12 protein-coding genes are annotated in these 15,213 nt (G+C 34.9%); 2 read left to right on the top strand and 10 right to left on the bottom strand.

The features are described from left to right. Position 1 precedes the first annotated feature (1 nt). From DNU06_RS01890 to DNU06_RS01880, 3 genes are read right to left on the bottom strand one after another with little or no spacing between them, the layout of a single operon-like run. The gene (locus DNU06_RS01890) at positions 2-583 is read right to left on the bottom strand and encodes a Maf family nucleotide pyrophosphatase (RefSeq protein WP_111061507.1); all 582 of its coding nucleotides are present in this window, start codon (positions 581-583) and stop codon (positions 2-4) included. A gap of 1 nt (position 584) precedes the next feature. Next, complete coding sequence (locus tag DNU06_RS01885) at positions 585-1,631, bottom strand: UbiA family prenyltransferase (RefSeq protein WP_233502926.1); 1,047 nt, start codon at positions 1,629-1,631, stop codon at positions 585-587. Continuing rightward, positions 1,631-3,679: an OmpA family protein gene (locus tag DNU06_RS01880; protein ID WP_111061505.1), complete on the bottom strand. Its 2,049-nt coding sequence runs from the start codon at positions 3,677-3,679 to the stop codon at positions 1,631-1,633. Before DNU06_RS01880 ends, DNU06_RS01885 begins: the two co-directional genes overlap by 1 nt. A 202-nt stretch (positions 3,680-3,881) precedes the next feature. On the opposite strand from DNU06_RS01880, the gene DNU06_RS01875 reads away from it, so the two are divergent. Further along, positions 3,882-4,607, top strand: a complete 726-nt coding sequence (locus DNU06_RS01875) for a glycosyltransferase family 2 protein (RefSeq protein ID WP_111061504.1) — start codon at positions 3,882-3,884, stop codon at positions 4,605-4,607. Between the two features lie 3 nt (positions 4,608-4,610). Here the strand turns inward: DNU06_RS01875 and DNU06_RS01870 are convergent, their stop codons facing one another. From DNU06_RS01870 to DNU06_RS01840, 7 genes are all read right to left on the bottom strand, one after another. Further along, a complete protein-coding gene (locus tag DNU06_RS01870; RefSeq protein ID WP_111061503.1) occupies positions 4,611-6,374 on the bottom strand; it encodes a hypothetical protein in 1,764 nt (587 codons plus the stop codon). A gap of 6 nt (positions 6,375-6,380) precedes the next feature. Beyond that, positions 6,381-6,998, bottom strand: a complete 618-nt coding sequence (locus DNU06_RS01865) for a 7-carboxy-7-deazaguanine synthase QueE (RefSeq protein WP_111061502.1) — start codon at positions 6,996-6,998, stop codon at positions 6,381-6,383. A gap of 6 nt (positions 6,999-7,004) precedes the next feature. Next, the gene (locus DNU06_RS01860; protein ID WP_111061875.1) at positions 7,005-7,859 is read right to left on the bottom strand and encodes a ChaN family lipoprotein; all 855 of its coding nucleotides are present in this window, start codon (positions 7,857-7,859) and stop codon (positions 7,005-7,007) included. A gap of 246 nt (positions 7,860-8,105) precedes the next feature. Continuing rightward, positions 8,106-8,681 carry a Crp/Fnr family transcriptional regulator gene (locus tag DNU06_RS01855; protein WP_158526797.1) on the bottom strand — a complete coding sequence of 192 codons (576 nt, stop codon included), beginning with the start codon at positions 8,679-8,681 and terminating at the stop codon, positions 8,106-8,108. Between the two features lie 6 nt (positions 8,682-8,687). After that, positions 8,688-9,656: a D-alanine--D-alanine ligase gene (locus DNU06_RS01850; RefSeq protein WP_111061500.1), complete on the bottom strand. Its 969-nt coding sequence runs from the start codon at positions 9,654-9,656 to the stop codon at positions 8,688-8,690. Between the two features lie 11 nt (positions 9,657-9,667). Further along, on the bottom strand, positions 9,668-10,144 hold the full coding sequence (locus DNU06_RS01845; RefSeq protein ID WP_111061499.1) for a hypothetical protein: 477 nt from the start codon (positions 10,142-10,144) through the stop codon (positions 9,668-9,670). Between the two features lie 4 nt (positions 10,145-10,148). Further along, on the bottom strand, positions 10,149-11,537 hold the full coding sequence (locus DNU06_RS01840; RefSeq protein WP_111061498.1) for a dipeptidase: 1,389 nt from the start codon (positions 11,535-11,537) through the stop codon (positions 10,149-10,151). Between the two features lie 187 nt (positions 11,538-11,724). Here DNU06_RS01840 and DNU06_RS01835 point away from each other — a divergent pair, with 187 nt between their 5' ends. Beyond that, the gene (locus DNU06_RS01835) at positions 11,725-15,210 is read left to right on the top strand and encodes a choice-of-anchor L domain-containing protein (protein WP_233502925.1); all 3,486 of its coding nucleotides are present in this window, start codon (positions 11,725-11,727) and stop codon (positions 15,208-15,210) included. The last annotated feature ends 3 nt before the right edge of the window (positions 15,211-15,213 follow it).

Raw genomic sequence — 15,213 nt, 5'->3', positions numbered from 1 at the left:
TTTAAATTTTAGCCAATACTTCATTTAATTCAAAAAGAGGAAGGCCCATTACGTTAAAATAGGAACCATTAATATTAGATATTCCTATATAACCTATCCACTCTTGAATGCCATATGAACCAGCCTTATCGTATGGTTTGTAAGTGTCTATGTAGAATTTAATTTCAGAATCTTCCAAGGTTTTAAAAGCTACTGTAGTGGTACTAGAAAAAGAGATTGTTTTTTTGTCTGTTTTTACGCAAACGCCCGTAATTACCTGGTGTTGCTTTCCAGAAAGTGCCCGTAGCATTTCAAAGGCTTCGGTTGCATCCTTTGGTTTTCCTAACACAACCTCTCCTAAAACCACAATAGTGTCAGCACAAATAATCAAGTTGTCTGCTTGTAGTATGTCCAGAAATGCATTCGCTTTTTTTTCGGCCAAAAAAGTTGCGATTTCTGTTGGGGCTAAATGCTTAGGGTATGATTCGTCTACCTCTCTAGTTAATACTTCAAATGGTATATTTAAACCTTTTAATAATTCTTGTCTTCTTGGTGATTTTGAAGCTAAAATCACTTTTTTGTGGGCAATGTTTTCTAGTAGCATTTTATAAAAAAATAGGGATGACTAAGCCGCATAGCATAGCCGCTTTGAGTAAATAAGATGCCGTTTTGTAACCTTTTTTACTTTTTCTGTACACAAAAAATAAGCTGGTGACTAAAAGAATAAAAGTAATAGCCAATAGCAACAGAAATGCACTTAAGTTGATGTAATTGAAAAGGTAGGCGCCATTTTCACCTAAATCATCCAGCATTAAATTAATTGTGGTTTGAACGATAAAGTAAAAGAACAAACCTCCCATCATAAAGATGAGAAAATAAAATATACCTATGAGTTGTTTGGTTTTTTTTATGCCATATTTGATGGGGAATGTTTTTGCTCCCAAGGTTAAATCTCCTCTAATGTCAATAATGTCCTTGATCAATTCTCGGACTATATTTAAAAGAAAAGCCAATAAACCAGTAAACAAAACTACTTTTAAAAAATAATCGTTTTCTGCTAAAACCATAAAGTTTTCTCGGTTGTTAAAAACTTGGCTGAGACTAATATTGTAAATAAGAATGTATACAGGTATAAAACCGAGTAGGGTAGCTACTAGGATATTGCCGATAAAAGGTTGGCGTTTATAATAGGCAGAATAAAACCATAATAAATTTATACTAAGCAATGCTACTATCGGAATATAGATGTTTTGAATTAAATAGCCTAAATATAAAGCCAGTAATAAGCCAATCACATTAAAGGTCCAGTGAAATAACATGGCCCACCTTCTTTTAATGTGTAAGCCAATAATCAATCGGTCTGGTTTGTTAATTCTATCTGCCTTTACATCAAAATAGTCATTAATAATGTTTCCTGCACCAGCAATTAATAAGGTAGAAGTAAGTAGTAGTATGAACTGAAAATTAAAAACATTTTCGATTATGCTTAATATTGTAGGGGGACTTTTTATCCCACTTGCTTGATGCACAATGTTGGTGTCAATTAATAAATATTTTGTCAGAAAAAATTCAACGACAATCATAGTTAAGGCAATGACGAGTATGTTTAAGAGACGAATTAACCTTAAGAAATGATAAATTTTTTGAAACATCATAAAGATTTTACAATGTATACCGTTCGCCTATTTTCTTGGTTGGCAAGTTTTTGCTCTTCTGCTGGTAATGTGCTGATGTAATCTTCGGTTAAACTAATCATCTTACCGTCTTTTTCTATGGTAGAAGGTTTTGATTCTCCGAATCCCTTATAAGATAATCTAAAGCTTTCAATGCCGTGATTTACCAGATATTCCATAACAGCTTTCGCTCTGTTGGTAGAAAGTGTCATGTTTCTTTCTGCATCACCTTGCGCATCTGTGTGTCCTTGTAATTCAATTTTCATGGTGTTGTTCTTCTTTAAGTGATTTACTAATTTATCCAGTTCAACAAAGGATTTGTTACGGATGGTATAAGAGTCAATATCAAAAAATACATTTTTCAAAACAATCTCTTCGTCCATATCGTTCAAAGAAATTAAAGGGACATTTTGATGAAATGGCTTGTCCGAATTGTCTTTTATGTTCAAATCAAAATTAATAGAGTAAGGTTGGTATCCGTCTTTATCTACTAGCAAAGCGTACTCTCTATCAATTGGTAAGGTTACTAAGAATTCACCTGTTTTATAATCAGATTGTGAAAAAACAACTTCTTTTCCTGTTGCTAAGTCAACCAAGCTAAAGTTTGCTTGTAATTTTTTTTGCGTGGCTTTGTCATATACCAAACCTGTCATGTAAATAGTTTTGGTAGGACGAATGTTTTCCGGCATTTCAAAACCATATAAATCTAAACTACCATTTCCTCCTGGTCTATCAGAAGCAAAAATTGCTAATTCTCCATTGGCAAAAACTAAAAGAGAAGACTCGTCATTTTCTGTATTGATAGGATAACCTAAGTTCTTCACTTTACTCCACGAGCCGTCTGGTTGCATCTGCGTCATATATAAATCAGTGCCTCCCATTCCAATGTGTCCATTCGAACCAAAGTATAAGGTTCTGCCGTCCGGGTGAATTAAAACGGAAGACTCAGATAGTGGAGTGTTGATATAATCGGGCAGTTTCTCTGCTACACCCCATCCGCCATCTTTTTGTAATTTAGAAACATATATGTCTCCATTTCTTTTGTTTTTTCCGCCTGCTGAACGCACGGTTCCTCTAATAAAATAAAGTGTTTTTCCATCAGAAGACAAGGAAGGTTGTGTTTCCCAATTTCTAGTATTAACAGCACCAGGTAAATTAATCGGGTCTAACCAGGTGTTGCCATTTTTTACAGTTACAAATAAATCACAACTACCGTAACCTCTTCGTCCACTACCGTATTGACCTCCTTCATTCACACAACCAACAAAAATAAGTGTTCTTCCATCTGGGGCAAAAGTTGGTGCACCTTCGTTATACGGGGTGTTAATGTTTCCAGGCATGGATTCACCCAATGCCCAATGATCGTTTTCTCTTTTAGATACAAAAAAGTCTTCTTGTCCTCGGCCACTTTCATCTCTTACATGTCTGGTGAAAAGCAACTCTTTTTGATCTACTGTTAAAGTCGGGAAATATTCAGGATTACTGGTGTTTACACCTGTACCTAAGTTGATAGGCGTAAATGGAACCGGGTTTTTAATGGCGTTTATTGCAAATTCACAATTTGCAATAAGCCAGTCCATATCCTTAAAATAGTCCTTGTTTGCAGCCGGAATAGTTTTATATTTTTTAGCATTTACAATTGCGTCAGCATATTGTGCAGCTGCCCATTCTAAATTTGCTAACTCTAAATAAACATAGCCAGTTTTGGCGAAATTTGGATTTATTTCAAGACTTTTTTTGTAAGCCGATATAGCCTCGTTAGACATGCCTGCTGAGGTGGCATAATCTGCCTTCATTAAATAAGCTTCTATAAACAAGGGGTCCTTATCAATGGCTTTGTCACAATAAGCCATGGCATTTTTGTAGTTGGGTAAGCCTGTCATCATGTCAACTTGTGAAAGTGCCATTCTAGAACTTTCTACATATTTAATAGCTTTTTTGTTTTTTGTCGACCATTGCCCTCTGGGTTGCGCAACAGCACAGTTAGTCAGTAAAAAAAAGAAGGTGAAAAGAAATAATAATTTCATAAATGTATTTTAGACTATGATTACGAAAACCTTGCCAGTAATCTTGTCGATTTTAGTACCTGTATAATTCTAGCACAAGATAAGAAATAATTTTTTTGATAGACTACCAACTGGTAAGCTAAAAAATGATACCACTTTATTTTTTTAATTTTATACGGAATAAATATAGACTAAATTGAGTATCTGATTATATTTGTATAGCATGCAGAAAATTAAAAAGCTATCTATTATTATACCCGTTTTTAATGAGGAAAAAACTATTTTTCAATTGCTAGAGAAGGTAAATGAAATTGAATTAATCGGCGGGATTGAAAAAGAAATGATCATTGTTAATGATGCTTCTAGTGATAATAGTTTTGCAGAAATAAATGTTTTTTTGCAGAGTTTTAAAGATCATAATATTAAGTCCATAACCCATGAAATAAATCAAGGGAAAGGTGCAGGTATTCATTCTGGATTAAAAATCGCTACTGGTGATTGGATTGTAATACAAGATGCGGATTTAGAATTAGATCCTAATGACCTAAATAAATTACTGGAGCCAATTATTACGTCCGGAATTGAAGTAGTTTATGGCTCTCGTTTTTTAGACAAGACGAATAAGCCTGGGGATGGTTTTATGGCTCGCCAAGCTAATTTATTTTTAACGTGGCTATCCAATGTGGTTTTTGGGATTAAAATTACCGACATGGAAACTTGTTATAAAATGGTACGGGGAGATTTGTTTAAAGGGTTAGTCTTAAAAGAACAACGCTTCGGTTTTGAACCAGAAATCACCGCTAAACTTGCCAAAATTAAAGGTGTTAGATTTAAAGAGGTTGCCATTCAATATAATGCGAGAATGGCTTCTGAAGGAAAAAAAATTGGTTGGACAGATGGCGTAAGGGCCATGTATTGTATTTTGAAATACGGATGGTTTTCTAAATAAAACCTAGCGATAAAACCCAAATTCAATGTTCAAATTATCTATGGTAACTTTTCCCTTTTCGGGTTGCCAAAAGTAAATTTTTAAGTCTCCTTCCTTCCCTTTTGGAAAATGAAAAGTATAACCAATTTCAATCCAATTATCCTGAACCAAGTAGTCATCTAGACTTATAGATTCGTAAATAATAGAATGACCATTTTCGGAAAGGTCAAAAACTAATTTTGTTCCAGGGCTTTTTTTATCCGTAAAAATATGCGCGCCAATATGTGCGAAAGTATCTTGCCAGTTTAGCTTACCCTTATAACCATCACTATAAGGTTGGACAGTATGAATGGATTGTGCAAAATTGCCTTCGAATACTGGGGAATTGTCCTGACGACTTAAGGTGATCCAGTCTGAATTTTTTTCAAAACCGGTGGAATAGCTTGCTGTAATTTGATGCGGTTTTGAGAGCTTAGTTGGTGGTTTTGTCTTGTTTAGTTTTAAAAAAGTTGACCAATACATGGACTTTGTCATACCGAGAGTTGGAACAATACCATAACGGTGTTGGTAGGTTTGTACTTGGTTTAAACCAATACCCAACCCTACGACAACTATTAATACGATTGTACTTTTACGTTTAAGATTAAGTTCTTGTATGCCTACGGCCATCAATAGACCCACAATGGCATAGTAATCAATAAATACCCTCTGTCCGAATGAACCACCATATGTCCAAATCCACCAAGATGAAAATATATAGGCTAGGAAAACAAAGAAACACAAACGATAAATACCCATGGACCAATTTGTTTTAAAGTTGGAATAGATACCAAGCAGTGCAAGTAATACTAAGGGGGTGTATACAAACCAACCTTTTTCGTATGAAAACAACATTTTTAAAAGGTGTGGATTGGAAAAATCAAAACTTTCTTCACCGTAAGAGTATACAATTAAGTGACCCGATTGTGAATACCACCAAATGATTGGATAAAGTGCAAACAAGCCAAGAATGGTAAAGCTTAAGAAAAGTTTTTTGGGAGAAGTAAAAAGTTGCTTCAAGTAATTGCCGAGTATAGTCCAGTCGTCAACCGCAAAAGGAATCGCTAGCAATACCAACAGGTTTATTGGACGTATTATAATGAGTAACCCAAGGAGTATAAATAACCAAACAAAGTCCTTTTTTTCATCTTTTAAAATGGATTTCCTTAAGAAGTATAGAAAACCACTTATCATAGAGAAATTATACACATGGGTGAGGGAAGGATCGTGTATAGTGTAATAAAAGATATTGGTTCCAAATAGCAAGGTGGTAAGGACTAGTCCAATAACAAATGGTTTGATTTTATAGCTGAGTAAAAATTTTGCTAACCATTGCATGCCTAGCCAACAATAAAAAATTGCCGCGACACCTATAGCGTATTGATATATTATAGTATATCCGTCGGGTTCGAAGCCGAAAATAAAGGATAAAAAATGGGCAATTAAAAAGAAAGGTAACCATAATAGGCTAATGCCAGGAAAAGTTTTGTTTACAATTTCACCTTCAAATTCGTACCTAAATTCTTTGAAAAGTGATTGGTCAGGCGGATAGTATTTTGCTTCGTAATCGGCTACAAATTGATAGTCGAGGTCTTGATAAATGAGGGCAGCAGGTAAATAGGCGTAATAGCTTTTGCCATCTCCACTAATTACCTTGTCCCATTTGCTTTCTGGTTGCCGGATAAAAAAAAATAAAATAAGTAATAGCCATCCTAATGCATTGATATATGTTTTTAGTTTGGACTGCATGTTCGCTTATCTTACATTTAATATTTTATGCGTTTGTAAGGATATTTTCCAGTGTATATTCTCTTTAACAAAGTCTATTACTTTTGGTAAGATACCATCTTGTTTGTCCCATTCTGGTTGAATAAACCTTTTACATTGTGGAGACACTTTTTGATCCAATTCCAATGCCCATTTAAAATCGTGGTTATTGACGGCAATCATTTTTAATTCATTGGCTTTTGCATAGTTTTCTTCCAATGGCATTTTGAACTTCTTTGGAGATAAACAAATCCAATCAATTTGTCCATTAATAGGATAGGCACCTGAAGTTTCTATGGCAATTTCAATATTGTTTTTTTTCAATGCTGCTGTTAATGGTGCCAAATTGTACATGGTAGGTTCTCCTCCCGTAATGACTACAAAATTGGTCCCACTATCCAATACTTCTTGTAAAATACTGTCGATTTGTACCAATGGATGTATGGTTGCGTCCCAACTTTCTTTTACATCACACCATGAACAACCGACATTACAGCCCGAAAACCGAATGAAAAAAGCAGGTCTGCCTGTGTGAAATCCTTCTCCTTGAACGGAATAAAAGGATTCCATTAAGGGTATTTCTAAAGACTCATTGTAAGGTATCATAAGAATTTAATGGGTATTGGTGAAGTTTGATTTTACACAAATGATGAAATCGGCTAAGCCAATATTTTCACTTTCTAATGTGTCTATGTTTTCCTGAGTCACAGTAGTGAAATTGGCAATTTGCGCTAAATCTACTCTTTGTTTTAAATAGTGGATAATTCCTTCGTAATTGTTGGAGTGATAAGAGCCGTTAAAATGTAAAAAGACAGTTTGTGGATTTGCATTTTTTAAAATAAAATAAGCCATAGTAGCGTCTTTCATTGCTTGTGCTTTTGCCATGCCAATACCACCGTGCTCCATTTCAATCATTTCTTTATAACAAGTTACCGTGGAATCAAATTTAAAGTCGGATAAAGGTGCTATAAAAGATTTTGCCATTTCTGAAAGTTGGTCTAGGGACTCCATTCCCTTTTTGTAAACCATATTAGCGTAACGCCTAGGAATGTTGGTAGCGATAAATTTTAAACCCTTGTCTTTGGCAAATTCAACCATTGGCTTATAGTCGGTGTTGTAGTTCTCCCAAAGTCGCATTTCATTTTGAAAGTTTCTTGGAGAAATATAGCCACTTAAATATTCGTTTAAAATATACTGATTGTCGGCCTCAAACATTTCAGCCCCTAAAACTAATTTCTGCTGATGTAAAGTGTATAAATGTTGCGTTAACTCCAATTCTAACCAGTGAGAAACGGCATTGTTGTGGTATTCCCCAAAAAAGATATAAGATTTGGTTTTGATGACTTTTAATACTTTGTCAAAACTTATTTCTTTTCCTGATTGATTATAAATTTTAAATGCCTCTATCGTTTTGGCATTCGTAAAAAAGCTCGTTAAACTTAAAAAAAGTACAAATATTAATTTCATAAAAGTTTTTTTTAGAAGCCCAAAATTACATAAAAAATACGGGATGTGAATTGAAATCACCATTCGCTTTGATAAACAAAAAAACCACCCGCTAAAGCAAGTGGTTTTGATAAACTAAAACTTTTTTTTTTTAGAATGAAAATTGAACGTAGGATGACAAATCTTTCGGACATAATTTTCATTCACTTATTAATAAAACCTATTTTCAAAATTATGGATAAAATAGGACTTGTAAATTCACCTATGTTAAGAAAATGCTTTTTTCTTAATTCTACTTAAAGATTGTGGTTTAATTCCAATATAAGATGCAATAATTTTTTGCGGTGTTCTTAAAATCAGATCTGGATTATTTTCCATGATTTTAAAATATTGGGCCTCTGCCGACTGTGTATCGGTTAAAGCAATTCTATTTAATAAATGATAATAAGCATTTTGAATCAATAGCCTAAAATACCGTTCCAGAATAGGAATGTTTTCACAAGCCAATTTTACATCCTCAAAAGTGATTTGTAATAAGTCGGAATCCTCTAAGGCTTCAATATTAAAGTTGGAAACCAAATTACTGTTGTGACCAGAGATATCACCCGACCAGTAGTTCTCTTTTGCAATTTGGACAACATTCTGTTCTCCGCCTTGTGTAATATGATAATTGTATAGCAAACCCACATTAACAAAGTACATATGGGTTGGCTTTTCTCCTTGGGTTAGTAATTTCGTCCTTTTTTTAACTTTTATGGCTTCAATATATTGCGTAAATTTATCGAAATCAACATCTGAAATGTTAACCAATAACCTAATATTTTCTTTTACTAAATCAAACAAGATATTTTAATTTTGTATAATTATTTCAGTCAATATATTTTTTAATTTTAAACCAGCGCTTACCACCTGTTGTGGAATTAAACTTTCTGCAGACATACCAGGCGTTGTATTTACTTCAATTAAATAAATTTCATCTTCCGCTGTTACAAGATAGTCAATTCTAGCCAAACCTCTCAATCCAATTCGTTTATAAATATCTTTTGATTTTGTTTTGATTAAGTCCGACATTTCAAAAGATACCTCGGCAGGCGTAATTTCTTGAGACTTTCCTTCATATTTAGCTTCAAAATCAAAGAATTCATTTTCAGAAATTATCTCAGTGATCGGAAGAGCAATTACTTCTTTACCATTGAAATAGAGTCCACATGTTAGCTCTCTTCCTTTGATAAAGGATTCAATAACTACCTCTTTACCCTCTTTAAAAGCTTTTTCAATGGCTATAGGCATTTCCATCAATGTTTTGACTTTAGAGATGCCAAAGCTTGAGCCACCATCATTTGGTTTAACAAAGCATGGGAAACCCAATTCATCCGCAATTTGTATGGGATGTATTTCATTTGAATTTCTTAATAATATTGCCTTAGCAGTATGGATACCAAATTCTCTTAAAAAAGCATTACATGCCCATTTGTTAAAAGTTAAGGATGAAGCAAAGCAACCAGAATTGACATAGGGTAATTCAATCATGTCGAAATAGGCTTGTAATTTACCGTCTTCTCCAGGCGTACCATGAATGGTAATAAATGCTAAGTCAAATCTCTGGGTTTTATCTTCTAAATGGTAAGTAAAATCGCTCCTATCTAATTTTACAACGCCACCTCGAATGTGCACTTGCCAATGGTCTCTGGTAACTTCTACCAAATATGGGTCGTACAAATCAGTGTCTATATTATCAAATATAGTCTTGGCACTTTTTTTTGCAATGATTGCCTCACTACTGTAACCACCAAAAATAACAGCTATCCGCTTTTTCATTTTTATTTCCTTTAAAAAAATGACATGAATTCATTCCATGTCATTTTATATATATATTCCATTTTCCATTTTTTGGTCATCCCAAAAACACCGGCTTTCAAATCTCCTTTTAAAATGAAATCAATTTCTCCCTTTGAAAGCATGGTCCAAATGGAAGAAAATCCGCTTTTTAAAAAGTTGCTGGTTTCCCCAATTAAGGTAAATTTATAAGCGCCTTTTGTCTTTCTTTTAATATTAATTTTATCTAAAACCAATACTTCTCCGCAATCCGTATCGGCAATATTTAAGTTTAATACAGAAGGCTTAATCGTTATATTGTACCAATTTAAGTTGTTAATTACATAATCAAACGATATGGCAATTTTATCTTCTCCTTTTGCGACTGAAAAGTTTTCAATTGCTAAAAATTCTAAATCTTTATACCAGAAAGAACTGAAAGAATTAAACGTGATAAAAAAATTAAAACATAACCAGAAATACCATTTCATCTACTTATTTTTTTAGAGCAGCATAATGCTTGTAAAATAATGGAATAGTTTCAATGCCTTTGTTGAAATTTTTAATGCCATAATGTTCATTTGGGGAGTGAATCGCATCTGAATCTAAACCAAATCCTAATAAAATGGTTTTTAAGCCAAGTACTTGTTCAAACATAGCTACAATTGGAATTGATCCACCACTACGCACTGGAATCGGTCTTTTTCCAAAACTTTCTGCTAATGCATTACTCGCTGCTTCATATTCAATGGAATCAATTTCTGTTACCGAAGGTTGTCCACCATGGTGTGGTGTTACTTTAACGGTTACACTTTCTGGAGCAATAGCTTCAAAGTGTTTTTGGAAAATGGCAGTAATTTCTTCTGGACTTTGGTGCGGGACTAAGCGCATAGAAATTTTCGCATATGCTTTTGAAGCGATAACTGTTTTAGCGCCTTCTCCTGTATAACCACCCCAAATACCATTGACATCTAATGTTGGACGAATAGATCCTCTCTCGTTTGTAGAGTATCCTTTTTCGCCATAAGTTGCCTTAATATCCAGTGCTTTTTTATATGCTGCTTCAGAATAAGGTGCTTTTGCCATTTCGGCTCTTTCCTCATCCGATAAATCCACTACCTTGTCGTAAAATTCAGGAATGGTAATGTGGTTGTTTTCGTCGTGTAAACTAGCAATCATTTTACATAAAATATTGATTGGGTTTGCCACTGCTCCTCCATATAATCCAGAATGTAAATCACGATTTGGACCTGTTACTTCAACTTCAACATAACTTAATCCTCTTAATCCTGTGGTAATTGATGGCGTATCTAATGATATCATTCCAGTATCTGAAACTAATATTACATCTGCAGCCAATTTTTCTTTATGTCCGCGAATAAAAGTTTCTAAATTTGCAGAACCAACCTCTTCTTCTCCTTCTATCATTAATTTGACATTACAGGCTAAGGTGTTGGTGGCGATCATAGCTTCTACCGCTTTTACATGCATATACATTTGTCCTTTGTCGTCACAAGCGCCACGAGCAAAAATTGCGCCCTCTGGGTGTATTTCCGTTTTCTTAATTACAGGTTCAAAAGGACCTGATGTCCACAAGTCAATAGGGTCCGCAGGTTGTACATCATAATGACCGTACACTAATACCGTTGGTAAGTTAGGGTCAATTATTTTTTCTGCATATACAATTGGATGTCCAGCAGTGTCAATGACCGCTACTTCATCTAATCCTAAATCATTAAACTCCTTGGCTAATAATTCAGCTGTTTTTCTTACATCTTTAGTATATGCTGGATCAGCACTAACGGATGGTATTTTTAAAAGTTCAATTAATTGATTGATAAATTTGGTCTGATTATCTTTGATATATGCTAATGTTGATTCCATAATTTTTACTTATTTTTCAAAAATACTAAATGTTTCGAATTGTAATATTTTTTATCTAATAAAATGATGCAACTTTAAAATTATTAATAACGTCTTTTTAGTATTGAATCTAAGTATTATGATTAAAAACTTACTCACTCTATTTTTATTCCTTTGTATAATGGTATCCGCTGTCTCACAAATAAATGTGACAAGCACCCAAACACCCCAACAGTTGGTGACCAATGTGTTGGCTGGCACGGGGATTACTGTGTCAAATGTGGAATTTAACGCCAGTACTGCATTGGCACAAGTTGCACAACCGCAAATTGGATTTTTCTCGGCTGTAGGTACTACTTTTCCAATTGGAAGTGGATTAATATTGGCTACTGGAAATGCTGCATTGGCAGTGGGCCCGAATAATTCGGGTAGTGCGACGGATAACACTGGAGTGGCAATTGATCCAAATGATGCAGATTTAGATGCCATTAGCAATAGTACTTATAATAATGAAGCTATTTTAGAATTCGATTTTGTGCCGATTGGAGATTCCTTGGAGTTTAAATTTATTTTTGCCTCTGAAGAATGGCATGAATTTTCTTTAGGTATTAATGATGGTTTTGCTTTCTTTTTAAGTGGACCAGGAATAGCTGGTCCCTACAGTAATGGAGGTGAAAATATTGCTTTATTACCGGGTACTACCACCCCTGTTACTATGTTCAATGTAAATAATGGTACTTCGAACACTGGTCCTTGCGTGAATTGTCAATATTTAGTCGATAATACTGGTGGGCTAGATGTGCAATATGATGGCCATACAGTAGTTTTAACTGCTGCAGCGACTGTTCAATGTGGACAAACTTATCACATTAAAATAGCAATTGGAGATGCTTCTGACCAAGCTTTAGATTCAGGTGTTTTTCTAGAAGCAAGTTCTTTTTCCTCCCCTCTTCCTCAAGTGAGCGTATTGCCAATTGATGAAAATGGAGATCTGATTTTAGATGGTGTTTTACCGGAAGGATGTATAGATGCAGGTTTGTTATTGATTAAGCCTGAAGGGTATACCGATTCAATTTACACCATGAGTCTAACTATCGGTGGAACAGCTATCAATGGAACGGATTATACGTCTTTGAATAATTCTTATGTTATTCCGGTTGGAGTAGATACCATATCGATTACTATTGCTGCTTTTTTAGATGGTTTAGTGGAAGGGAATGAAACTTTGATTATTGGCACTTACTTTTTATCGCCATGTGGAGATACAATTAATATTGTAGATACCTTAACCATTGTAGATATTGCCCCAGATTATAATATCTTGACCGAAGATTTGATTATCGAATGTCCAACAGATTCTACTTTGATTGTCATTGGTACGGATGGAGGAATTCCTAATATAGATTTTGATTGGTTAAATTCAAATGAAATAAATGATAGTATTTGGGTGCCTACTAGCATGCCTGGTATAAATTATTATCCTGTTTTAGCGACGGATTATTGTGGAATTACTGCCTTGGACTCTGTTAAAGTAACGGTGAATGCAATACCTCAGGCCAATATTTATTTTATTGCGGATAGTATTTTTACTTGTGTAGGTGTCAATGGCGTTAATTTAGCAGTAGATAGTGTCTCTAATGCTTACGATCCAACAGCTATTACCTATAATTGGACACCAGTTGCTGGTACCCAAAGTTCAATTAATGTGTTTCCTACGGCAGCTCAAAATTGGTACTATTTAAATGTGTTTGACGGGTGTAGTAATTTATTAGATTCTGTTTTTGTACAAGTGGATACTGCTGCAGTCGATTCAGTAGTTATTGTGGCAGCACTTGGTTGTCCGGGACAAACAGCTAGTGGAGGGAGCGTGACTGTATATCCAAACGCTGTAAACTGGACCTATACTTTAATTGGGAATGGGATCACAACTGGACCTCAAGCAGGAAATGTATTTAACAACTTAGTCGGTAATCTTGGCTACAATCTTGTAGCAATGGATCCTGATGGTTGTATTTTTGATGAAAACATTCTAGTGCCTCAAGTTAATTCTACTTTAACGGCGACCTTCGACAATAGTGCATTAAAAGGCGTTTCTTGCGCTGGTGGGAATGATGGAGAAGCTGCAATTGTGAATATTAATGGAGGGGTGAATCAACCAACAAATGGTCCATATAATGTGGTTTGGAACCACAATAATGGGACTGTAATTAATGGGGGAGTAGCTGTTTTTAATGGTAACGCGTCTGTCAATACTTTATTTGGCGGAAGTTGGCAAGTTTTAGTGGTAGAACAAAACTCTGGTTGTGCATGGTCTCATTTGTTTGAGGTGACTGATCCAGCACCATTACAAGTGAATGTAACTCCCAATAATCCCCAATGTTTTGGAAATGCCAATGGTTCAATATCTGTTGCTGTGCTAGGTGGAACGGGACCTTATTTGATAGATATTTTTGATGCGCAAGGAAATAATTTAAGTAATGGCGCGAATGTCGCAAATGCTTTAATTGCGGGTACCTATGCTTACACTGTAACAGATGCAAATGGTTGTCAAGGATCGGGTACAGTCGATTTAGTAGAGCCTGAACCAATTTCAGTAACTTATAATAAGACGGATATCTTGTGTTATGGAATCGATAATGGTAGTGTAGATATTACCGGGGTTATTAATGCAGCTGGAAATACAGATGAAATACAGTTTTATTGGACGCCGAGCACGGATGGTCGAGATGGTTATGGTAAAATAAGTCAAAGTAATATGGGGCCAGGAGAATATCAAATTGTAATTATTGATGCAAATGGTTGCTCGAAAGATGTGGTAATAAAAATTAAAGATACAACAGAGATAGTTTTGTCGTTGAATACTACGGCTGCTTTTTGTAGAACAGCAGGGTATCAAAGTGGAAATGGGGTAGTGTATGGAACAGCAGAAGGTGGTGCTGGAAATTATAGCTATGTTTGGGAGAATTTAACTACTGGTCAAACTAGTTCTTTTACCACTTGGGCTGGACGAAGTCCTGGCGATTATGAGTTGACTGTTACAGATAATAATGGTTGCGTTCAATCCGATACAGTTTATTTAGATTCATTGAATCCAAAAGGTGATTTTACAGTAACTTCAGATGCATTTTTAAATCCTACTATTTATGAAGGAACTGAAGATGTAACCGTGAAATTAACCAATCTTTCTACCCATTTTTCTGATCCAAATAACCCTTTAAGTGATACCATTTTTCAATGGAATTTGTATACCAATTCAATAGATGATGGAAAGTGGTTCTTTACTTATGATTTAAAGGATAAAGTAGATACTACCTACAAAGGAGAAGAGGTGTACCAAGTTTGTTTAGTCGCAAAAAATTATAACGATTGTGTGGATACTACTTGCAAAGCAATTATTGTGCACAAAGCACCCAAATTGGATTTGCCAAATGTATTTACGCCTGGAGCTTTTCCAAATAATACCTTTTTCTTTCCAAATGAAGGGTTAGAGACGTTAGAGGCAATAGTTTTTAATCGCTACGGGATTGAGGTGTACCGTTTTACTTCACCAAATGACGCATGGGATGGAACCCATTTCAAATCAGGTAAAGTTTGTACCGAAGGGGTATACTTTTATACTTATAAAGCCGCAGCAACTAATGGTGATACATTCGAAGGAAAAGGGACGGTCACATTAATTCATGCAAAAAAATAAGCT

The organism is Putridiphycobacter roseus (assembly GCF_003234935.1).
Lineage (GTDB): Bacteria > Bacteroidota > Bacteroidia > Flavobacteriales_D > Crocinitomicaceae > Putridiphycobacter > Putridiphycobacter roseus.
The sequence above is the reverse complement of the archived record's forward strand: the minus strand, read 5'-3'. Positions and strand labels throughout refer to the sequence as shown.